Origin of the sequence: Streptomyces sp. TRM68367 (assembly GCF_014495685.1) — a bacterium.
Taxonomy (GTDB): domain Bacteria; phylum Actinomycetota; class Actinomycetes; order Streptomycetales; family Streptomycetaceae; genus Streptomyces.
The window spans coordinates 20,529-41,289 of record NZ_JACTVI010000061.1; the positions used below are offsets into that span (position 1 = coordinate 20,529).

Annotated in this window: 21 protein-coding genes, 1 tRNA gene and 3 pseudogenes; 14 read left to right on the forward strand and 11 right to left on the reverse strand. The window is 71.8% G+C overall.

The features are described 5' to 3' along the window. Positions 1-39: 39 nt before the first annotated feature. Positions 40-306, forward strand: a pseudogene (locus H8R17_RS47530) (GNAT family N-acetyltransferase); the annotation flags it as partial. Positions 307-358: 52 nt separating this feature from the next. On the opposite strand, the gene arfB reads toward H8R17_RS47530, so the two are convergent. Then, positions 359-796: an alternative ribosome rescue aminoacyl-tRNA hydrolase ArfB gene (arfB, locus tag H8R17_RS30090; RefSeq protein ID WP_187826382.1), complete on the reverse strand. Its 438-nt coding sequence runs from the start codon at positions 794-796 to the stop codon at positions 359-361. Positions 797-954: 158 nt separating this feature from the next. Between arfB and H8R17_RS30095 the strand changes: the two genes are divergently transcribed. The 4 genes from H8R17_RS30095 to H8R17_RS30110 all read left to right on the forward strand — a co-directional run bounded on the left by H8R17_RS30095 (position 955) and on the right by H8R17_RS30110 (position 2,988). After that, positions 955-1,530 carry a TerD family protein gene (locus H8R17_RS30095; protein WP_187826383.1) on the forward strand — a complete coding sequence of 192 codons (576 nt, stop codon included), beginning with the start codon at positions 955-957 and terminating at the stop codon, positions 1,528-1,530. 194 nt (positions 1,531-1,724) lie between these two features. Beyond that, positions 1,725-2,222: a DUF2975 domain-containing protein gene (locus tag H8R17_RS30100; protein WP_187826408.1), complete on the forward strand. Its 498-nt coding sequence runs from the start codon at positions 1,725-1,727 to the stop codon at positions 2,220-2,222. After that, entirely contained in the window at positions 2,222-2,467 is a 246-nt protein-coding gene (locus H8R17_RS30105) for a helix-turn-helix transcriptional regulator (RefSeq protein ID WP_187826384.1), read from the forward strand. The genes H8R17_RS30100 and H8R17_RS30105 overlap by 1 nt, the downstream gene beginning before the upstream one ends. Next, the gene (locus H8R17_RS30110) at positions 2,464-2,988 is read left to right on the forward strand and encodes a GNAT family N-acetyltransferase (protein WP_187826385.1); all 525 of its coding nucleotides are present in this window, start codon (positions 2,464-2,466) and stop codon (positions 2,986-2,988) included. Before H8R17_RS30105 ends, H8R17_RS30110 begins: the two co-directional genes overlap by 4 nt. A 112-nt stretch (positions 2,989-3,100) precedes the next feature. Here H8R17_RS30110 and H8R17_RS30115 read toward each other — a convergent pair whose 3' ends face one another. Next, positions 3,101-3,601 (reverse strand): hypothetical protein, encoded by a 501-nt coding sequence (locus H8R17_RS30115; protein WP_187826386.1) that lies wholly within the window; start codon positions 3,599-3,601, stop codon positions 3,101-3,103. 36 nt (positions 3,602-3,637) lie between these two features. Here H8R17_RS30115 and H8R17_RS30120 point away from each other — a divergent pair, with 36 nt between their 5' ends. Continuing rightward, on the forward strand, positions 3,638-5,035 hold the full coding sequence (locus H8R17_RS30120; protein WP_187826387.1) for a M1 family metallopeptidase: 1,398 nt from the start codon (positions 3,638-3,640) through the stop codon (positions 5,033-5,035). An 82-nt stretch (positions 5,036-5,117) separates the two neighbouring features. Here the strand turns inward: H8R17_RS30120 and H8R17_RS30125 are convergent, their stop codons facing one another. Then, positions 5,118-5,801 carry a pentapeptide repeat-containing protein gene (locus H8R17_RS30125; RefSeq protein ID WP_187826388.1) on the reverse strand — a complete coding sequence of 228 codons (684 nt, stop codon included), beginning with the start codon at positions 5,799-5,801 and terminating at the stop codon, positions 5,118-5,120. Between the two features lie 156 nt (positions 5,802-5,957). Between H8R17_RS30125 and H8R17_RS30130 the strand changes: the two are divergent. The 3 genes and pseudogenes from H8R17_RS30130 to H8R17_RS30140 all read left to right on the forward strand — a co-directional run bounded on the left by H8R17_RS30130 (position 5,958) and on the right by H8R17_RS30140 (position 9,171). Further along, positions 5,958-6,773, forward strand: a pseudogene (locus H8R17_RS30130) (NAD(P)-binding protein). A 60-nt stretch (positions 6,774-6,833) separates the two neighbouring features. Then, positions 6,834-7,588 (forward strand): annotated as a pseudogene (locus H8R17_RS30135) (zinc-binding dehydrogenase). Positions 7,589-7,644: 56 nt separating this feature from the next. Further along, the gene (locus H8R17_RS30140) at positions 7,645-9,171 is read left to right on the forward strand and encodes an MFS transporter (RefSeq protein WP_187826389.1); all 1,527 of its coding nucleotides are present in this window, start codon (positions 7,645-7,647) and stop codon (positions 9,169-9,171) included. A gap of 72 nt (positions 9,172-9,243) precedes the next feature. Here H8R17_RS30140 and H8R17_RS47535 read toward each other — a convergent pair whose 3' ends face one another. Further along, a complete protein-coding gene (locus tag H8R17_RS47535) occupies positions 9,244-9,369 on the reverse strand; it encodes a hypothetical protein (protein WP_262505619.1) in 126 nt (41 codons plus the stop codon). Between the two features lie 83 nt (positions 9,370-9,452). On the opposite strand from H8R17_RS47535, the gene H8R17_RS30145 reads away from it, so the two are divergent. Continuing rightward, positions 9,453-10,343 carry an aminoglycoside phosphotransferase family protein gene (locus tag H8R17_RS30145; RefSeq protein WP_187826409.1) on the forward strand — a complete coding sequence of 297 codons (891 nt, stop codon included), beginning with the start codon at positions 9,453-9,455 and terminating at the stop codon, positions 10,341-10,343. 44 nt (positions 10,344-10,387) lie between these two features. Here the strand turns inward: H8R17_RS30145 and H8R17_RS30150 are convergent. Both H8R17_RS30150 and H8R17_RS30155 read right to left on the reverse strand, forming a co-directional pair. Beyond that, a tRNA-Thr gene (locus tag H8R17_RS30150) sits at positions 10,388-10,462 on the reverse strand. A 91-nt stretch (positions 10,463-10,553) separates the two neighbouring features. After that, on the reverse strand, positions 10,554-10,967 hold the full coding sequence (locus H8R17_RS30155; protein ID WP_187826390.1) for a DUF3224 domain-containing protein: 414 nt from the start codon (positions 10,965-10,967) through the stop codon (positions 10,554-10,556). A gap of 61 nt (positions 10,968-11,028) precedes the next feature. Between H8R17_RS30155 and H8R17_RS30160 the strand changes: the two genes are divergently transcribed. The 4 genes from H8R17_RS30160 to H8R17_RS30175 all read left to right on the forward strand — a co-directional run bounded on the left by H8R17_RS30160 (position 11,029) and on the right by H8R17_RS30175 (position 14,849). Then, positions 11,029-12,102 (forward strand): YafY family protein, encoded by a 1,074-nt coding sequence (locus tag H8R17_RS30160; protein WP_187826391.1) that lies wholly within the window; start codon positions 11,029-11,031, stop codon positions 12,100-12,102. Positions 12,103-12,222: 120 nt separating this feature from the next. Continuing rightward, positions 12,223-13,311: an ABC transporter ATP-binding protein gene (locus H8R17_RS30165; protein ID WP_187826392.1), complete on the forward strand. Its 1,089-nt coding sequence runs from the start codon at positions 12,223-12,225 to the stop codon at positions 13,309-13,311. Between the two features lie 232 nt (positions 13,312-13,543). After that, on the forward strand, positions 13,544-13,999 hold the full coding sequence (locus H8R17_RS30170; RefSeq protein WP_187826393.1) for a hypothetical protein: 456 nt from the start codon (positions 13,544-13,546) through the stop codon (positions 13,997-13,999). 115 nt (positions 14,000-14,114) lie between these two features. Next, on the forward strand, positions 14,115-14,849 hold the full coding sequence (locus H8R17_RS30175; RefSeq protein WP_187826394.1) for a nucleotidyltransferase family protein: 735 nt from the start codon (positions 14,115-14,117) through the stop codon (positions 14,847-14,849). 201 nt (positions 14,850-15,050) lie between these two features. Here the strand turns inward: H8R17_RS30175 and H8R17_RS30180 are convergent, their stop codons facing one another. The 5 genes from H8R17_RS30180 to ispD all read right to left on the reverse strand — a co-directional run bounded on the left by H8R17_RS30180 (position 15,051) and on the right by ispD (position 20,730). Continuing rightward, on the reverse strand, positions 15,051-16,790 hold the full coding sequence (locus tag H8R17_RS30180) for a DoxX family membrane protein (protein WP_316959567.1): 1,740 nt from the start codon (positions 16,788-16,790) through the stop codon (positions 15,051-15,053). Positions 16,791-16,935: 145 nt separating this feature from the next. Beyond that, positions 16,936-17,871 carry a 23S rRNA (guanosine(2251)-2'-O)-methyltransferase RlmB gene (gene rlmB, locus H8R17_RS30185; RefSeq protein ID WP_187826395.1) on the reverse strand — a complete coding sequence of 312 codons (936 nt, stop codon included), beginning with the start codon at positions 17,869-17,871 and terminating at the stop codon, positions 16,936-16,938. A gap of 112 nt (positions 17,872-17,983) precedes the next feature. After that, positions 17,984-19,384, reverse strand: a complete 1,401-nt coding sequence (gene cysS / locus H8R17_RS30190; protein ID WP_187826396.1) for a cysteine--tRNA ligase — start codon at positions 19,382-19,384, stop codon at positions 17,984-17,986. A gap of 109 nt (positions 19,385-19,493) precedes the next feature. After that, positions 19,494-19,988 carry a 2-C-methyl-D-erythritol 2,4-cyclodiphosphate synthase gene (gene ispF / locus H8R17_RS30195; protein ID WP_187826397.1) on the reverse strand — a complete coding sequence of 165 codons (495 nt, stop codon included), beginning with the start codon at positions 19,986-19,988 and terminating at the stop codon, positions 19,494-19,496. After that, a complete protein-coding gene (gene ispD, locus H8R17_RS30200; protein ID WP_187826398.1) occupies positions 19,978-20,730 on the reverse strand; it encodes a 2-C-methyl-D-erythritol 4-phosphate cytidylyltransferase in 753 nt (250 codons plus the stop codon). Before ispD ends, ispF begins: the two co-directional genes overlap by 11 nt. Positions 20,731-20,761 lie beyond the last annotated feature (31 nt).

Below are 20,761 nucleotides of genomic sequence, written 5' to 3' on the forward strand. Positions count from 1 at the left end.
CCGTGGCCCGCCGCCGGTCGGCGCGCCTAGGGTGCGCGGGTGACGGCACCCACTCTGGAAGAGATCACTCCCGCAAACCTCGACGCCGCCGTCGGCATCCGGGTCCGCCCCGACCAGGAACACGCGGTCTCACCGGTCGTGCAGACCCTCGCGGAGGCGTACGTCCATCCCGCCGACGTCGCCTGGCCCCGCCTGATCGTCGACGGGGGCCGCGCGGCCGGCTTTCTGATGGCCTTCTTCAACATCGACTGGCACGGCGACGGCAGCCTCTTCCGCTCGGGTCTGTGGCGGCTGAACATCGCTGCCGACGCCGTCCGGTCCCATGCCGCTGTCCGTTCAGTTCCAGTGCTTGGGCGAGTCAGTTCCAGTGCTTGGGCGAGCGCCCGCGTTTGGTCTCCGCCCGCTGCTTCTTCTCCCGCAGCCGCCGCTCGTTGATGCCGCGCGGGACCCGGGTCGGCTTGCGCGGCCTGGGCGGGGGTGCGGTGGCCTCCGCCAGGAGCGCGGCGAGGCGCACGGCGGCCGTCTCGCGGTTGCGCCACTGGGACCGGTGCTCGGCGGCGCGTACGGTGACGACCCCGTCGGCCAGCCGTCCCGCCAGCCGCGTCAGCGCCCGCTGCTTCCACACCTCGGGCAGCGCCTCGGTGCGGGCCAGGTCGAACCGCAGTTCGACCTGGGTGTCACTGGTGTTGACGTGCTGTCCGCCGGGTCCCGACGAGCGCGAGAAACGCCACATCAGCTCGGCCTCGGGCAGGGAGACGGAGCCACGGATGACATAGGGACCGGACATGCCGTACATGTTCCCGCCTCTGTCCGGTCCACGTCACGCGAATATCCCTGACTCCGGTCTTCGGTAAAGAAAGTAAAGAGACCTGGAACCTCGCGTCCGCCCCTCGCGTTCATAGGGGTAGCTGTAGCTTCTTGCCGTACGTACACGAGGGAAGGGACTCCCGAACCATGGCTGTAAGCCTGTCCAAGGGTGGCAACGTCTCGCTCACCAAGGAGGCGCCGGGCCTGACCGCCGTCACCGTGGGCCTCGGCTGGGACGTCCGCACCACCACCGGCACGGACTTCGACCTCGACGCGTCCGCGATCGCGGTGAACACACAGGGCAAGGTCTACTCGGACGCGCACTTCGTCTTCTTCAACAACAAGCAGACGCCGGACAACACCATCGTCCACACCGGCGACAACCGCACCGGTGAGGGCGAGGGCGACGACGAGGCGATCAACGTCAACCTCGCCACCCTCCCGGCCGACATCGACAAGATCGTCTTCCCGGTCTCGATCTACGACGCCGAGAACCGCAGCCAGAACTTCGGCCAGGTCCGCAACGCCTACATCCGCATCGTCAACCAGGCCGGCGGCACCGAGATCGCCCGCTACGACCTCTCCGAGGACGCCGCCACCGAGACCGCCATGGTCTTCGGCGAGCTCTACCGCAACGGCGCGGAGTGGAAGTTCCGCGCGGTCGGCCAGGGCTACGCCTCGGGCCTGGTGGGCATCGCCCAGGACTTCGGCGTGAACGTCTGACGACGCCCCGACCTCGAAGGCCCCCGGTGACACCGGGGGCCTTCGTGTGTGTGGCCCGCGCCCACTCGGCTCTCGCCCCTCGCTCCTCGCTGTGGACCCTTGTGCTAACCGATCGAATCTCGATAGGTTTCTCTCGTGAATCGATGGATGGTGGCGGGCAGGGGGAGACGATGCGGGTAGCCATGGGTCAGGCGCTGGGGAAGGTGACCGTGCTGGCGCTGCGCCCCGTGATCGCGGCGCTGCTGGCCGGCTCGGTGTTCGTGCAGGCGATGATGGTTCCGCTGCTGGCCGTCGACATCTGGGGCCCCGATCCGGACATGGCGCACCTGCGCATCCCGTTCCTCGCGATCGCCGTCCTGGGTGTCGTGGCCGCCCAGGTCGTGCTGCTCTGCGTATGGCGGCTGGTGACGATGGTGCGGCGCGGCACGGTGTTCTCCCCCGCCGCTTTCCGGTACGTGGACGTCATGACCGGCGCCTTCGTGGCGGCCGCCGCCCTGGTGTTCGCGCTCGCGGTGGTCCTGGCGCCGGGCGAGGCCGTCGCCCCGGGTGTCGTCCTGCTGGTCTGCATGGTCAGCCTGGCGGTCCTGGGGGTGGCGCTCATCGTGCTGGTGCTGCGGATGCTGCTCGCCCAGGCAGTGGCGCGCGAGATCGAGGCGGCGCGGATGCGGGCCGAGCTGGACGAGGTGATCTGATGCCGATCGCCGTCGACATCGCGTTGATGCTGGCCAAGCGGAAGATGTCCGTGGGCGAGCTGGCCGACCGCGTCGGGATCACGCCCGCCAACCTGGCGGTGCTCAAGAACGGCCGCGCAAAGGCGGTGCGCTTCACGACCCTCGCCGCGCTGTGCGAGGTGCTCGAGTGCCAGCCGGGAGACCTGCTGCGCTGGGAGCCGGAGGCCGCCGCGGAAGGGGACGCGGCAGAGGGGGACGCCGCATGATCCTGGAGCCCCTCCCCTTCACCCCCGGCCAGGGCATCCCGGACCCGCTGCTCACCGAACTCACCGCCCTGTACGCGACCAACCGCGAGTTCCACGCGCTCAGCGGCGACTTCCCGGACCCGGACGACATCCGCCCGGAGCAGGTGGCGGGCGCGCTCGCCGGTGAGCTGGTGAATCCGGACGTGGAGGTGCTGCTGGCGCGCGGCGAAGCGCGCCTGGTGGGGATCGCGATCACCCTCGCCCGGCATCCCGACCCGCGCGACCCGGACCCGTGGATCGGCCTGCTGATGGTCGACGCGCGCCGGCACCGGCAGGGACACGGGCGGCGGCTCGCCCGGCTCGTCGAGGACCGGTTCCGCGCCGCCGGACGCTCCGCCGTCCGCCTCGCCGTCCTCGACACCAACCCCAAGGGCCTCGCCTTCTGGACCGCCCTCGGCTACGAGACCATCGACCACCGGGAAGACCGACAGCTCGGCCGGCCGTGCGCGGTGCTGCGCAAGGAGCTGCGCACCGCCGCCTGAGCCGGCCCACGCACCCGGCCCGCGCACGCCCCGACCGGCCAGGCGCGCCCGGTGGGCGGTGGGCGCACCCCGCTCCCCCTGATCGGCCGACGCGCCCCGAGCCGCCCGTGGCTCAGCTCACCCGCGGAAAGCGCGCCTGGAGCGTCCAGATCGCCGGGTTCTCCGCCAGGTCCTCGTGCAGGTCGCACAGGTCGGCGATCAGATCCTGCAGGAAGTCGCGGGCCTCGCGGCGCAGTTCGGCGTGGGAGAAGGACAGGGGCGGCTCGCCCGACGGCTGCCAGTCCGCCGTGATGTCCACCCAGCCGAAGCGGCGCTCGAACAGCATCCGGTCGGTGGACTCGGTGAAGTCCAGCTCGGCCCGCTGCGGGCGGGCGGCGCGGGAGCCGGCGGGGTCCCGGTCGATGCGCTCCACGATGTCGCAGAGCGCCCAGGCGAAGTCGAGCACCGGCACCCATCCCCAGGCTGTGGACAGCTCCCGGTCCTTCCCGGTGCCGGCGAGATAGACGTCCCCGCAGAACAGGTCGTGCCGCAGTGTGTGGACGTCCGCGCGGCGGTAGTCGGCCTGGGGCGGATCGGGGAAACGGGTGGAGAGGGCGTAGCCGATGTCGAGCACCCGGTGATGGTGTCACGGCGCTCATAGGATCGCTGCGTGCGCACCCCCCGCCTCCTCGCCGTCACCGTCGCCCTCGCCGCCCTCGCCGGGTGCGGCGGCGGGGTCGACGGCAGCCCGGGCGGGTCCGGTGTGCGCGACCCGTACTTCCCGAAGGCGGGCAACGGCGGCTACGACGTCACCCACTACGCCCTCGGACTCGCCTACGACCCGGACGCCCACCACCTCACCGGCACGGCCACCCTCACCGCCCGCGCGACCCGTGACCTGTCCGCCCTGAGCCTCGACCTGAAGGGCCTGGACGTCGAGAAGGTCACCGTCGAGGGCCGCACCGCCCGCTTCAACCGCGCCGGCCAGGAACTGACCGTCCGCCCCCGCGACGACCTCGACGAGGGCCGCACCTTCCGGCTGACGGTCCGTTACTCCGGCTCCCCGCAGGCGCTCACCGACCCGGACGGCTCCTCGGAGGGCTGGCTGCGCACCGCGGACGGCGCACTCGCGCTCGGCGAGCCCGTGGGGTCGATGACGTGGTTCCCCGGCAACCACCACCCCTCCGACAAGGCGTCGTACACCGTCGAGGTCACCGTGCCGCAGGACCTGCGGGCCGTCTCCAACGGGGAGCCCGCCGGCGAGCGCACCGCGCACGGCCGTACGACGTTCACCTGGCGCACCGCCGAGCCGATGGCGAGCCACGTCGCCACGCTCGCCATCGGCACCTACGACCTCCGCCGGTCCACGACCCCTGCCGGCCTACCGGTGTACACGGCCGTCGACCCGGACCAGGCGAGCGCGAGCCGGGCGGTCCTCGCGCGGATTCCCGAGGTCATCACCTGGGCGGAGCGGTACTTCGGCCCGTACCCCTTCTCCTCCGCCGGCGCGATCGTCGACCGGGTGGGCGACGCCGGGTACGCCCTGGAGACCCAGAACCGGCCCGTCTTCCCCGGCGCCCCCGACACCGCGCTCCTCGTCCACGAACTCGCCCACCAGTGGTACGGCAACTCCGTCACCCCGAAGACCTGGCGGGACATGTGGCTGAACGAGGGCTTCGCCACGTACGCGGAGTGGCTGTGGCAGGAGGACCACGGCGGCGACAGCGCCCAGCAGACCTTCGACGCCCTCTACGCCGGCGACTACTTCGACACCGCCGAGGCCGACGCCGACGTCTGGTCCTTCCCGCCCGCGCAGCCGCCCCGCGCCGCCGACATCTCCGGCAGCCCCGTCTACTGGCGCGCCGCGATGGTCCTCCACCAGATCCGCCGCACCGTCGGCGACCCCGCCTTCCGCGCCCTCCTGCGCGGCTGGGCCACCGCCCACCGCCACGGTAACGCCGACACCGCCGACTTCACGGCGTACGTCGAACAGAGCGCCCCGGACAAGGACTTCGAGCCGATCTGGCGGGACTGGCTGTACGGCGACGGAAAACCAGAACACCTCTGACCACCACACCCCGCGACGGCGCACAACCACATCCGCAAGCCGCGGGCATGCATGCCTCCCCAGTGCCTCAAGGGCCTGGGAGTCACCCCACCCGCACCCCCAACTCCGCCGCGAACACCTCCGCCAACTCCACCAGTTGCCCCGGACTGATCACCGCCCCCGCCAACCGGTCCACTCCCCGCGCGATATCCAGCGAAGCGGCCCCGCGCAGGTCGACGTCCGTCAGGGTCGCCGCGTTGAAGTCCGCGCCCTTGACCGCGCAGTCGGTGAACTCGACCCGCTCCAGACGGGCGCCTGCGAAGTCCGGTTCGACCAGGACGCAGGAGTCGAAGACGACGTCTCTGAGGCGAGCCGCGCGCAGGTTCAGGTAGTCGATCTTGCCGCCGCGGATCACCACCCGCTCCAGGACGGCGCCGTGCAACTGGATGCCTCCCAGGCGGGCGTCGGTCAGCTCGACGTCGCGCAGGGTTGCCTCGGCCAGGTCCGTGCCGACGCCACGCGGGGCGGTGAGGACCGAGTCGAGGAAGCGGGCGCGGGTCAGGCGGGTCTCGTCCAGCGCGCAGCCGGCAAGCGCGCAGTCCATGAAGCGGGCGCCCCCGCCGTCCTGCCCGGCGAGGTCCGCGTCCCGGAACTCCAGCCCGTCGTAGTCCCCGTCCGGCTCCAGCCCGCCGCCGTACGGCACGAGTGGTGGCAGCCGGATCTCCGGGCGCCGGGCCGCCTTCACCACCGTACTCCCACCGGATTCACCGGTCACTCTCCTCGCCATGACCCCATGCTGCACCCCGCCACTGACAATCGCCGTGACCTGCGAAAACTCCCTCGCTGAGGTCCCGATGTCACATTCCGGGCCCCTCAAACAGTCGTACAGGCAGAACCACCAGGCGACCGAGCCGCAGACCACGACCCGAGGGGGAACCCAGCCATGCACCGCATCACCGTCATCGGCGGCGGCTTCGCCGGACTGACCGCGGCCATCACGGCCGCCGAGGCGGGCGCCAAGGTCACCGTGTACGAGGCCCACCACACCCTGGGCGGGCGGGCACGGACCGCCGAGGGCCCGTACCGACGAACGACGGACCGCACGCCCTCTACCGCGGCGGCCCGCACTGGACCTGGCTCAAGCAGCGCGACCTCATCGGGCCGCTGGCCCCGATCCCGCCCCTGGAGGCGGCGCGGCTGCGGCTGCGCCACCGCGGCGAGCTGCGCCGCACCCCGCCCTTCGCGATGCTGCAGCTGCTGCGGCGCGGCGTGCCGCCCGCGCCCGTCGACGCCGACTTCCTGACCTGGGCCACGGGCGTCGCGGGCGAGGAGGGCGCCCGCGCGGCCGCGCACTACTCGGCCGTCGCGCTGTTCCACCACGACCCCGGTTCGCTGTCCGCGGCGTTCGTGCAGGAGCGGCTGCGCCGATCGGCCAAGCTGCCACCCGAGGCGCAGTATCCGCGCGGCGGCTGGGCCAGTGTCATCGAGCGCCGAGCAGCTCCTCGACGTCGGCTACGACGGCTGGCGCCCGCGCGTGACGTGGCGGCGCGAGGCCGTCGCGAACGGCCGTACCGGCGCCGTCGACCTGCCCGGCACCAGCTGGCGCGACCGCCCGGCCGTCGACCGCGGCGACGGCGTCTGTCTCGCCGGCGACCAGGTCGCCGCCCCCGGCGTGCTGTCGGAGGTCTCCTTCAACAGCGCGCTGACCGCCGTGTCGCTGGCGCTGGGCCGGGCCACCCTTGACCTCAAGCATGCTTGAGGTCGTGGACTGGCCCTCCGAGCGGCACCAAGCCACATGTCACCGCTGGGGGACCCCGCCATGTACGCCATCCGCCTGCACGCCTTCGGACCGGCCGAGAACCTGACCCACGAGCAGGTGAAGGACCCGCGGCCGGGTCCGGGCCAGGTCCGTGTCGCCGTGCGGGCGGCGGGCGCCCACCTCCTGGACACCGCGCTGCGCGAGGGTATGCAGGGCCCGGCGCCCGAGCCGACCGTCCTGCCCCCCATCCCGGGCCGCGAGGTCGCCGGTGTCGTCGAGTCTCGGCCCGGCAGCGGCGGGCGGCATCGGCACGCCTGTTGGTGCAGTACGCCAAGAACGCCGGAGCCACCGTCATCGGCCTCGCGGGCGGCCCGGAGAAGACCGCCCGCGTCCTGGCGAACGGCGTCGACCTCGCCGTCGACTACACCGACCCCGGCTGGTCCGAGCAGGTCGCCGGCCACCAGGGCAAGGTCACGATCGTCTACGACGGCGTGGGCGGCGACGCGGCCCGCACGGCCGTCGGCCTCCTCGCACCGGGCGGCAGGCACATCGTCTTCGGCTGGTCCGGCAAGGGCCTGCACGACGGCGAGCCCTACCTCGTCGACGGCGTCTCCCAGCAGGTCCTCGGTCCCGTGATGCTGCAGCGGGCCGGCGGCCCCAACCCCGTCCGCACCCTGGAGCTGCGCGCCCTCACCGAGGCCGCCGCCGGCCGGCTCACCCCGGCCGTGCAGTGCTTCCCGCTCGCCGAGGCGGCCGCCGCGCACCGCGCCCTTCAGACGCGCGGGACGACCGGGAACGTGGTATTGGAGCCATGACCAGGCGCAGGAGAAACAGGGATGCGATACGCCCCGATTCGTGGTCTTCTGGCCAGATGAGTGTCACCCGGAAAGGTGAATCCAGCCCTCCGAACGGCCCTCACGCGGCCCCTCCCGCGGACACCGGCCCCCGCCGCTGGTGGGGCCTGGTCGTCATCGCCCTCGCCCAGCTGATGGTCGTCCTCGACGCGACGATCGTGAACATCGCACTGCCCTCCGCGCAGCGCGCGCTGGACATCTCCGACGGCAACCGCCAGTGGGTCATCACCGCCTACACCCTGGCCTTCGGCGGCCTGCTCCTGCTCGGCGGCCGGATCGCCGACCTGGTGGGCCGCAAGCGGACCTTCGTCATCGGGCTCGTCGGCTTCGCGGCCGCCTCCGCACTCGGCGGCGCCGCAACCACGTCCGGGATGCTGTTCGGCGCCCGCGCCCTGCAGGGCGTGTTCGCCGCCCTCCTCGCCCCGTCCGCGCTCAGCCTGCTGACCACGACGTTCACGGACCCCAGGGAGCGCGGCAAGGCCTTCGGCATCTACGGCGCCCTGGCCGGCAGCGGCGCGGCGATCGGCTTCATCGTCGGCGGCGTACTCACCGAGTACCTGAACTGGCGCTGGTGCCTGTACGTCAACGTGCCCATCGCGATCGTCGCCGTCATCGGCGCCCTCGCCCTCCTGCACGACCGCCCCGGCCGGCCCGGCGCCCGCCTCGACGTGCCCGGCGTGGTCCTCGGCTGCGGCGGCCTCGTCACGCTCGTCTACGGCTTCAGCGAGGCCGAGTCGCGCGGCTGGAGCGACACGCTGGTGCTGACGATGTTCGCGCTGAGCGTCGTCCTCCTCGCCGCATTCGTGTGGTGGCAGAAACGGGCGCCCAAGCCCCTGCTGCCGCTGCACATCATCCGGGACCGCGACCGCGCCGGCTGCTTCCTCACCATGGCGCTCGCCGTCATCGGCATGTTCGGCCTGTTCCTGTTCATGACCTACTACCTCCAGGTCGTCCTGGAGTACTCGCCGGTGAAGGCCGGCCTGGCCTTCCTCCCGCTGACCGCCGCGATCATCACCGGCTCCACCCAGATCTCCGCCCGGCTGCTCGGGCGCGTGCCGCCGCGCATGCTGATGGTCCCCGGCATGCTCCTGGCGGCGAGCGGCATGATGCTGCTGACCCGGATGACGGTGCACTCCACCTACGTCACCGACATCCTGCCCGCGCTGATCCTGATGGGCCTCGGCATGGGCCTGACCTTCATGCCGGTGTTCGCCACCGCCACCGCCGGCGTCGCCCCGCACGACTCGGGCGTGACCTCCGCGACCGTCAACACCTCACAGCAGGTGGGCGGTTCCATCGGCACGGCCCTGCTCAACACCATCGCCACCACCAGCGGCGCCGCCTACATCACCGCCCACCTCCACGACCCCGCCCAGCGGGCCCTGATCACCCGCGAAGGCGTCGTCCACGGCTACACCGTAGCCATCTGGTGGGCGGCCGGCTTCATGCTCCTGGCCGGCCTGGTCGCAGGCCTGATGGTCACCGCCAAGGCCCCGAAACACGGCACCCCGGCCGAGACACCGGTACCGGAGACGGTCACCTGAGTCAGCCGGGCGACCTGAGCATCGGGCCGCTGGGCGGCACCCCGGCGACGATCACCGGGGTGCCGCCCGCGATCACACGGCGATGAACCGCGCCTCGGCAGCCAACTGCGCCGCACTAGTGGCCACTTCGAGCACCCCGCCCTTCCGCAACCAGAAGGACACACCGCCGTTGACGACACTGCTGGTCGAGCTGCTCATGGCCGGTGACATCAACGCCTGACCGCCCCCGGCCAATTCATCTGCCCCTGCTCCCGCCCACCGCTAGGGTCCGAACCGTGACGATGGACATCCCACCGGAGCTGGCGGCGACACAGGAGAAATACAACGGCGCCACGGGACGCGCCTTCATCGCCCGGCTACCCGACACGGCAGCCGAGTTCCTCAACCGCTGGAACCTCCGCCTCGACGGCCCGCCCATGCACGGCGTGGCCGCACTGGTCCTCCCCGTCGTACGCCACGCCGACAGCACCCCCGCCGCTCTCAAACTCCAACTCCCCGACGAGGAAAGCGAAGGCGAACCGACCGCCCTGCGCATCTGGAACGGCGACGGCGCCGTACGCCTCCTCGACCACGACGTACCCACCGGCACCATGCTGCTCGAACGCCTCGACCCCACCCGCATGCTCAGCCACGTGCCCGACGTCCACGACGCCGTCGAAACCATCGCCGCACTCCTCGCCCACCTCACCGCGTTCCCCGCCCCCAAGGGCATGCGCCGCCTCGCCGACATCGCCCACGCCATGCTCGACGACACCCCCCAGGCCCTGCCCCGGGTCCCCGACCCCAAGGCCCGCCGCCTCCTCACCGACTGCGCCGCCGCCGTACGCGAGGTCGTCCCCGACCCCGGCGACCGCCTCCTGCACTGGGACCTCCACTACGACAACGTCCTCGCCTCCGACCGCGCCCCCTGGCTCGCCATCGACCCCAAACCCCTCGCCGGAGACCCCGGCTTCGACCTCCTCCCCGCCCTCCACAACCGCTACGACCCCACCGACACCCGCTGGCGCTTCGACGCGATGACCGACGTCCTGGGGCTGGACCGGGAGCGGGCGCGGGCGTGGAGCCTGGGCCGCGTCCTCCAGAACTGTTTGTGGGAGATCGAGGACGGGCGGCCGCTGGAGGGGGTGCAGTTGGAGATCGGGGCGTGTCTTCGCGGTCGCACGCTCGGCTGAGACATAAGAATGCCCAGGCCGGAGCGGCTCTGACCTGGGCATTGAGCCCCCTGTCGGACTCGAACCGACGACCTACGCATTACAAGTGCGTTGCTCTGGGCCAGCTGAGCTAAGGGGGCAACGCGCACAACATCACAGTGCGCGAGGGCTGCTCCACTGTACAGGCGGCGGAAAGCGAGTTTGAACGAGGCGAGGTGGTTTTCTGGCTTCTCACTCCACTTCGTACTCGAAGCTGTACGCCACGGAAGGCTCCCCGTGCCGGGCGATGAAGCTGCCGCTCCCCCGCAGCCCCGTCAGCTCCCCGGAGCCCGAGCCGGGGACGACCTCGAACGTGCAGTGGACGGTGCCGTCGGCGTCGAAATGGCCGCGTTCCTCGACGGCGAAGGTGCCCTCGCGGCCGTCGAGCCGGCCGTGGATCAGCTCCATGCCGGTGAAGGTGCCGGTCTTTTCCGTAACGTAGACGATCGAGTACTCGCAGCGGGTGTCGGCGGCCTCGATGCCGCCGGTGAAGGTGTTGGTGACGGAGGCGTGGGCCAGGCGGGGGCTGGTGTCGGCCGGGCCGATCGGGTGCTCCTTCCAGTCGGCGAAGGTGAAGTGGCCGGTGGTCTGCGTGTTCGTAGGCATGGGTGCAGCATCGGCGCCGTACCTGACATCTCCTGTCAGGTAGGGCGGGACAATATGCGCCATGCGTGCCGACCGGCTTCTCTCCTTGCTTCTGCTGCTCCAGAACCGTGGGCGGATGACGGCGCCCGAGCTGGCCGCGGAGCTGGAGGTGTCGGTGCGGACGGTGTACCGGGACATCGAGGCGCTGGGTGCGGCGGGTGTTCCGGTCTGTGCCGATCGGGGGCCGGCCGGTGGGTATCGGTTGATGGACGGGTACCGCACGCGGCTGACCGGGCTCACCGATGCCGAGGCTGGTTCGTTGTTCCTGGCCGGGGTGCCGGGACCGGCGCGGGAGCTGGGGCTGGGTGCGGTGCTGGCCAGCGCCCAGCTGAAGGTGCATGCGGCTCTTCCGGCCGGGCTCGGCGAGCAGGCCCGGCGGGTGCAGGAGCGGTTTCATCTGGACGCGCCGGCGTGGTTCCGGGACGCCGACCGGGTGCCGCTTCTGGCGGCGATCGCGCGGGCGGTGTGGGAGCAGCGGGTGCTGCGGGCGCACTACCGGCGCTGGCGCGGCGAGGTGCACCGGGAGCTGTGTCCGCTGGGGCTCGTCCTCAAGGGGGGCATCTGGTACCTGGTGGCGCTGGCCGAGGAGACGGTACGGACGTATCGCGTGGCGCGGTTCGTGACGGTGGTGGAGACGGGGGAGGCCTTCGAGCGTCCGGCCGGGTTCGACCTGGCCGCGTCCTGGGCGGAGTCCGCGCGGCGGCTGGAGGCCTCGATGTACCGGGGAACGGCCCGGCTGCGGATTTCGCCGCGGGCACGACGGCTGCTGCCGATGCAGTTCGGTACGGCGGGCGTGCGGGCTCTGGAGAGCGCCGGGCCGCCGGACGGGGAGGGGTGGGTGGAGGTGGAGATGCCGGTGGAGGCGGAGGCCGTCGCGGTGACCGACCTGCTGCGGCTGGGCACGGAGGCGGAGGTGCTGGGCCCGCCCGAGCTGCGCAGGGCTGTCGCCGAGGCGGTGTCGGTGCTGGCGCGGCGTTACGGCGACGGGGCTTCGTCGTTCGGCCCGTCGGCTGGATCTTCGTCCGTCGAGAATTTCCGCGAAGTTCACAGGCCCGGAGGTACTGACAGAACACGTGAACGCCAGGTACCGTCCTGACCCAGTTCACTGCGTGGACTACACCACAACAGAACCACACGGAATTCCCCGTCGTGGCGACCACCTTCCTACAACGGATCGTCCGGCACGTTCCTGCCGGTAGAAGGGGGCCCATTCACCATGGCCACTGTCTCGTTCGACAAGGCGACCCGGATCTACCCGGGTTCCGAGAAGCCCGCCGTAGACGCGCTGGACATCGAGATCGAGGACGGGGAGTTCCTCGTTCTGGTCGGCCCGTCCGGCTGCGGTAAGTCCACCTCCCTCCGGATGCTCGCGGGCCTGGAGGACGTGAACTCCGGCGCCATCCGCATCGGCGAGCGTGACGTCACGCACCTGCCGCCGAAGGACCGGGACATCGCCATGGTGTTCCAGAACTACGCGCTGTACCCGCACATGTCGGTCGCCGACAACATGGGCTTCGCGCTCAAGATCGCCGGCGTGAACAAGGCGGAGATCCGGCAGAAGGTCGAGGAGGCGGCGAAGATCCTCGACCTGACCGAGTACCTGGACCGCAAACCGAAGGCGCTCTCCGGTGGTCAGCGTCAGCGTGTGGCGATGGGTCGCGCGATCGTGCGTGAGCCGCAGGTGTTCCTCATGGACGAGCCGCTGTCCAACCTGGACGCCAAGCTCCGTGTGTCGACGCGTACGCAGATCGCGTCGCTGCAGCGCCGCCTGGGCATCACCACCGTCTACGTCACCCACGACCAGGTCGAGGCCATGACGATGGGCGACCGCGTGGCCGTCCTCAAGGACGGTCTGCTCCAGCAGATCGACACCCCGCGCGCCATGTACGACAAGCCCGCCAACCTCTTCGTGGCCGGCTCCATCGGCTCCCCGGCGATGAACCTGGTCGAGGTGCCGATCACCGACGGCGGTGTGAAGTTCGGCAACTCGGTCGTGCCGGTCGACCGCGACGCGCTGTCCGCCACCACCGACAAGACGGTCACCGTCGGTGTCCGCCCCGAGCACTTCGAGGTGGCAGGTTCGGACTCCGAGCAGGGCCTCGCCGTCACCGTGAACGTCGTCGAGGAGCTGGGCGCCGACGCCTACGTCTACGGCACCGCGAAGGTCGGCGACGACTCCAAGGACCTGGTGGTCCGGGTCAGCGGCCGGGACGTGCCGGACAAGGGCAGCCGGCTGCACGTCGTGCCGCGCCCCGGCGAGGCCCACGTGTTCTCGACCTCCACGGGTGAGCGTCTCTCCGACTGACGGCTGCCGGCCGACGCGCAAAAGGAGTCACAACCCCGGGTAATTCACCCAGGTTGACCAAGAGGGCCCCGCAGCCTGCTGCGAGGCCCTTCTCGTTGTCGACAAATACCCCGGCATAAGGGGCGTTTCGATCCGTGTACGTCAACCCTCTACCCAGTTCGCGGCACCACTTCATCCCCCGAACCGGTGACTAAATGTCTCCAAATCAGCACTGAACGCTACCCTCACACGCGTGAAGCACTCCACTACCCAACAGACGCGACGCGGCCGGGGCCCCGCCCGCCGGATCGGCCGCTCCCTCGCCCTCGTCCTGCCCGTCGTCCTGGTGCTCTCCGGGACTCTCGCGGTCACCCGAGTCAGCTGGTCGGGGAACTCCTCGCACTCGGTGCTCGCGGCCTCGGACGCCTCCGTGTCCGATGCCAAGCCGCGAAGCGTGCGCCGAGCCCCGCAGGACGTGCTGCGCGACAAGCTGCTGACCGAGCTCCAGGAGGAGAACCCGGGCGTCGCGCTCACCCACCTCCAGCAGGCCGTCAACGACCGCCCGTCGCTGGCCGGCCACTGCGTCTCCATCGCCCGCGCTCTCGGCCGCGCCGCGGTCCGGGTGTACGGGCCGACGCGCGCGCAGTCGTACGCGCGTCCCGTCTGCGACACCGCCTTCGCCACCGGCGTCGCCGCCGCGCACGGCTGACGCCGGGATCGCGGCTTCGGAAGGGGGGCGGCCGATCTTCGGAAGCCGGTAGACGTCAGGTCAAGGACCGGCTGTCGTCCATGGTCTGGGGCGGGGCGCCGCGTACAGTTCGGTCATGACCGATCCGAGCGCCGCGTCCCGCCCCGTTCAAGCTGTGGTCCTGGCCGGGGGCCAGGGCTCCCGGCTGCGCCCGTACACCGACGACCGGCCCAAGCCGATGGTCGAGATTCCCGGCACGGGCACGCCGATCATCGGCCATCAGCTCACCTGGCTCGCCGAGGAGGGCGTCACGGATGTCGTGGTCTCCTGCGGCCATCTCGCCGAGGTCCTGCAGAAGTGGCTGGCGACCGCGGATCTGCCCGTCTCCGTCAGCACCGTCGTCGAGACGGAGCCGCTCGGCCGCGGCGGCGGTCTGAAGTACGCCGCCGCGCATCTTCCTCATCCCGACCGGCCCTGGTACGCGACGAACGGTGACATCTGGACGCGGTTCTCGCTGCGGGACATGGCCGACTTCCACGCTGAGCGGGATGCCGTGGCGACGCTCGCGTTGGCGCGGCCGCGGATTCCGTGGGGGGCCGTGAAGACCGACGGGTTCGGGCACATCACGGACTTCATCGAGGCGCCGCCGTCCACGTTCGAGATCAACGCGGGTGTGTATGTGTTCTCGCCCGAGTTCGCCGGGATGCTGCCTGCGCGGGGGGATCATGAGCGGACCACGTTTCCGGGGCTGGCCCGTGAGCGGCGGCTGGCTGGGTTTCCGATTCCTCAGGGGTCTTACTGGCGGGCCATCGATACCGCGAAGGATCTGAGGGAGGCCGCGAAGGAGTTGGCGGCGGTTCGGGGGCAGTGAGGTCGTAGCGCGGCTGCGGGTTGTGTGTGGTTGCTCGTGCCCACGCGGCGGAGCCACACATCGATACAGCCCCGCGCCCCTTTGGGGGCGCTACAGCCCCGTAGTCCTAAAAGGTCCCCGCACGTCACAAGGGGTCCCGCACATCTTCTGCGCGGGACCCCTTCGGCGTCGTACGGGGGCGTCGTACGGCCCCCGGCTCGACTACCCCAACAGGCCGCCCACCAGGCCCGGCTGGCCGGAGGAGGACTCTCCGTCGCCGTCGCCGCCGCTCGGGGCGCCGCCGCTGGTGCTGCCGCCGGAGGTCGGGCCGGAGGTGGTGCCGGGGGCCTGGTCGGCCGGCGAGGACTGCTGGGGCGGGGCCTGGCCCGCGGTGGAGCCCTGGGTCTGGCTGGGCATGTTGCCGCCGGGGGCGGTGCCGGTGTCGCGGGTCGCGCCCGGCGAGGCGGAGGTGCCGGCGGTGGGGCCGGACGTGCCGGCGGTGGCGCCCTGGGTGGGTGAGGTGGAGGCGGACGGGGCGCGCCCCTCGCGCTGGCCGGGTTCCTGCGGGAGCGGGGAGCCGGGCAGTTCGTTGCGCGGGGCCTCGCCGGGGCCGGGGACGACCACGTGGTCGGAGTCCCGGACGGCGCCGCCGAGCAGCGAGCCGGTCAGGAGGGTGAGGCCGGTGACGAGGGCGGTGACGAGGGTGCCGCGGCGCAGGACGTAGCGGCGCAGGTCCCAGATGTTGGCGCGCGGTCCGAGACGGCGCCAGGCGCTGCCGGCGAGGCGGCCGTCGATGGAGTAGACGGGGGCGCCGGCGGTGATCAGCGGGGACCAGGCGGCGAGGTGGATGATGTCGGTGCTCTCGTAGGCGGGGACGGTCTTCCAGCTGACGGTGACCAGGAGCGCGGCCGACAGCAGGGCGCCCACGACGGCCGCGACCCGCTGCCAGCAGCCCAGCACCGTCAGGACACCGACGATGACCTGCAGGAAGGCGATGACGAGCCCGGAGCCGACGGGGTGGGCGAGGGCGAACTGGCGCAGCGGCTCAGCGACTTCCCAGGGGTGCAGGGTGTTGAGCCACCTGACCATGGAGCCGCGTTCGCCGCCGTCGAAGTAGACGGGGTCGCACAGCTTGCCCATGCCGGCGTAGATGGAGATGAAGCCGAGGAAGACGCGCAGCGGGAGCAGCACGACGCCGAGGTTCATGCGGCGGCCGGGGTAGTAGGCGTGCCGTGCCGGGTCGTCGCCGTGCCGCCGGTGCTGTCCGGTGCCGTCTGTACCGTCTGTGCCGTCTGTGGCGTCTGTGCCGTCGTCCCGGGCGCCGGTGTCGCCGGGGTCGCCGGTGTCGCCGGGGTCGCCGTGGTCGTCTGCGTCGCCGAAGTGGCCGGTGCCGTAGGCGGGTTCGTCGTAGGCGCTGCCGGCGGTGCGCATGGGGGGCAGCAGGCGGGTCTCGCCGGAGTCGGCGGTGCGCTGGGCGCCGACGACGGGGGTTTCGAGGGTCTGGGCGGTCAGGTCGTCGTCGTAACCCGGGTAGCCCGGGTGGCCGGGGTCCGCGTCGACGCGCGGAATGACCTGGGTGGCTCCGGCGTCGGCGGACTGCTCGTCGGCGTGGCGGACGCCTCCGCGCACGGCCTGGAGCAGCCGGTGGGCGCCGGTGTCGTCCGGGGCGGACCTGCCGCTCCAGACGACCGGGCGGCGGCGGGCTCCGGCGCTCGCGGCGGCGCTGCCGGCCGGGCCGACGACGGGGATGCGGGTGGTGTCCTCGGTGGCGCTCAGGTGCCGTGCGATGCGCGGGGACTGGGCGGGCCGCGTCGAGGTGCCCAACTGCACGCGGAAACTCGCGTGGTTGACGATGACCTGCGCCGGATCGCTCGGCACCTTCACCATGCTCAGCGCGGGAGCCTCGTCGTCGAATCCCGACGAGCGGCGCCCCGTGGGTGTGCGGGGTGTTCTGGTGTCCACACGCAACTAACCGAGTGACATGTGCTTAGGACACTGCTTTGACCCGCTGGATCTGTCCGGACCCCGTCAAGCTTGCCCGACCCGCCCGGAATACACCGTACGGGTGATGCGTACGAACATCCGTGCAGGCCGGGCGGGGTGGTGTTCAGACGCGCCTGCGGGCCGCCTCGTACAGCACGATGCCCGCCGCGACACCGGCGTTGAGGGACTCGGCGCCGCCCGGCATGGGGATCCGTACCCGGAAGTCGCAGGTCTCCCCGACGAGCCGGGACAGCCCCTTGCCCTCACTGCCGACGACGACGACGACCGGCCCTTCCAGGGCGTCCAGGTCGCCGAGTTCTACGTCCCCGTCCGCGGCGAGCCCGACGACCACGACGCCGGCCTTCTTGTAGGCCTCCAGGGCGCGCGTGAGGTTGGTGGCGCGGGCGACGGGCGTGCGGGCGGCGGTTCCGGCGGAGGTCTTCCACGCGCCGGCGGTCATCCCGGCGGCCCGCCGCTCGGGTACGACGACGCCGTGTCCGCCGAACGCGGCGACGGACCGGACGACGGCGCCGAGGTTGCGCGGGTCGGTGACCCCGTCGAGGGCGACGATCAGCGGGTCCTCGCCGTCGTCGAGGGCGGCGTCGGCGAGGTCCTGCGGGTGGGCGTACTCGTACGGCGGGACCTGGAGGACGAGCCCCTGGTGGTTGAGGCCGTTGGTCATCCGGTCGAGCTCGGGGCGGGGGGCCTCCATGAGGTTGATGCCGCCGCGCTCGGCGGCGAGTTGGAGCGCCTCGCGCACCCGCTCGTCGTTGTCGATGAACTGCTGGACGTACAGCGTGGTGGCGGGCACGCCCTCGCGCAGCGCCTCGACGACGGGATTGCGGCCGACGACCAGCTCGGATGTGCCCTTGCCGCGGGGACCCTTGCTGCGGCTCTGGGCGCGCCGGGCCTTGGCCTGGGCTGCGCGCTGCTTGGCGTGGCCCTTGCGCATCTCTGCGGGCGGGGTCGGTCCCTTGCCCTCCAGGCCCCGGCGTCGCTGGCCGCCGCTGCCGACCTGCGCGCCCTTCTTGCCGGACATGCGGCGGTTGTTCGCGGCCATGAGCTACCCGTCTCCGTGAAGTGTCGTGTCGTACGTACGTTTATGCAGTGTGCCGCCCGGAGGCCCGGGCGGCACAGTCGATCTTTGCGGCCTGCCGGCTCGGCCTGCCCGTTCAGTGCGGGCCGAGGCTCCAGCGCGGGCCCTGTGGGCTGTCCTCGATGACGAGCCCGGCCTGGCCCAGCTGGTCGCGGATGGCGTCCGCGGTGGGCCAGTCCTTGCGGGCGCGGGCGGCCTCGCGCTGGTCGAGGACGAGGCGTACGAGGCTGTCGACGACGCCGTGCAGGTCCTCGCCGCGGTCGGACTCGCCGGCCCAGTGCGGGTCGAGCGGGTCCAGGCCGAGGACGCCGAGCATGGCCCGGACCTCGGCGAGGCGCGCGACGGCGGCCTCCTTGTCGTCGGCGGCCAGCGCGCTGTTGCCCTGCCGGACCGTGGTGTGCACGACGGCCAGCGCCTGCGGAACGCCCAGGTCGTCGTCCATCGCCTCGGCGAAGGCGGGCGGGATCTCGGCAGCCGGTTCGACGGCGTCCCCGGTCAGCTCGACGACGCGCTGCACGAAGCCCTCGATGCGGGCGAACGCGGACTCGGCCTCGTGCAGGGCGTCCTCGCTGTACTCGATGGTCGAGCGGTAGTGCGGGGTGCCCAGGTAGTACCGGAGCACGATGGGCCGCCACTGCTTGACCATCTCGGAGACCAGGACCGAGTTGCCGAGCGACTTGGACATCTTCTCGCCGCTCATGGTGACCCAGGCGTTGTGCACCCAGTACTGCGCGAAGTCGTCGCCGTAGGCCTTGGCCTGGGCGATCTCGTTCTCGTGGTGCGGGAAGACCAGGTCGAGTCCGCCGCCGTGGATGTCGAACGCGGAGCCCAGGTACTTGTGGGCCATGGCCGAGCACTCCAGGTGCCACCCCGGACGCCCGCGGCCCCACGGCGTCTCCCAGTCGGGCTCGCCGGGCTTGGCCGCCTTCCACATGGCGAAGTCGCGCGGGTCGCGCTTGCCGGTGATGCCCTCCTCGGCGGGCTGCCGCATCTCGTCCAGGTCCTGCTTGGACAGCTCCAGGTAGGAGGGCCAGGACCGGACGTCGAAGTAGACGCTGCCGTCGGCTTCGTAGGCATGCCCGCGTTCGATGAGGCCGCGCATCATCTCGACCATCTCCGTCACGTGCCCGGTGGCGCGCGGCTCGTACGTCGGCGGCAGGCAGCCGAGGGCCCGGTAGCCGTCGCTGAAGGCACGCTCGTTCTCGTAGCCGATGGCCCACCAGGGTCGGCCCTGTTCGGCGGACTTGGTGATGATCTTGTCGTCGATGTCGGTGACGTTGCGGACGAACGTGACGTCGTAGCCGCGGTGGGTGAACCAGCGGCGCATGATGTCGAAGTTCAGCCCCGAGCGGATGTGCCCGATGTGCGGTGCGGCCTGCACGGTGGCGCCACACAGGTAGATCGAGACACAACCCGGCGTGAGCGGGGTGAAGTCACGGATCTGCCGGGCGCTGGTGTCGTACAGGCGAATAGTCACGAGACCTAGGGTAGTGGGCCGTGGGGGGTGCGTGGGCCCTCGCGTGGTTTGCCGGCCGCGGGGTCGTGGGGGTGCTCGCAGTTCCTCCCCTCGCCCTCAGCAGGACCGCTCACGTCACGCGCACGACCAACGCCGTTGCCACCGCCATCAAGCCCTCCCCGCGGCCCGGGAAGCCTAGCCCGTCTGTGGTCGCCCCTGATACGGACACCGGCGCTCCCGCCGCCTCTGACAGGATCTTCTGGGCCTCGTCCCTGCGCTTGCCGATCTTCGGTCTCGGGCCGACGACCTGTACGGCGATGTTCCCGATCCGGAAGCCGGCCTCGCGGACGATGCGCGCGGCCTCCGTCAGCAGGGCGACGCCGGAGGCGCCGGACCACTCGGGGCGGCCGGTGCCGAAGTGCTGGCCCAGGTCCCCGAGCCCGGCGGCGGAGAACAGTGCGTTGCACGCGGCGTGCGCGACGACGTCCGCGTCGGAGTGCCCGGCGAGGCCCGGCCCCTCGCCCTCCCACTTCAGGCCGGCGCACCACAGCTCGCGGCCCTCCTCGAAGGCGTGGATGTCGGTGCCGATGCCGACCTGGGGGAGCGGGACCTCGTCAGAAGCCATCGTTGAGCCTCCTGCGCGCCAGGACCGCCTCCGCCAGCACCAGGTCCAGCGGGCGCGTGATCTTGAAGGCCTCCTCGTGCCCGGGGACGGTGACGACCGTCAGGCCGAGCTGTTCGACCATGCTCGCGTCGTCGGTGACGTTGTCGGTCACGGTCGCGTGGGCGCGGACCAGCGTGGCGCGGTCGAAGCCCTGCGGGGTCTGCACGGCGCGCAGCCGGGCACGCTCGGGCGTGGCGACGACCGGCTCGGGCTCGCCCGGGGCCGTGGCCGGGTCGACCTCCTTGACCGTGTCCGCGAGCGGCAGCGCGGGCACCACGGCGGGCGCGCCCTCGCGTACGGCCTCGATCACGGCGTCGACCGTGTCCACGGGGACGAGCGGGCGGGCGGCGTCGTGCACGAGCACGATGTCGAAGTGGGGCGGCAGCGCGTCCAGGCCGAGTTTCACGGACTCCTGGCGCGTCTCGCCGCCCGGGACGACGAGGAAGTCGGTCCGCTCGGGCAGCGCGTGCGCGTCGAGCAGGCTCTTGACCTCGGGCGCGCCGTCGGGCGGCGCCACGACGACGACCAAGGAGACGGCGCGGGAGGCGGCCATCGCGCGGACCGCGTGGATGAGCATGGGGGTGCCGCCCAGCGCGCGGAGCGCCTTGGGGGCGCCCGGGCCGAGGCGTACACCGCGGCCGGCGGCCGGGATCACGGCGGCCGTACGCGCCGCGGACGGCGAAGGTCGCGAATCGTCAGACATCGGTTCCTGCCAGGTTTGTGTGCTTGGCCTA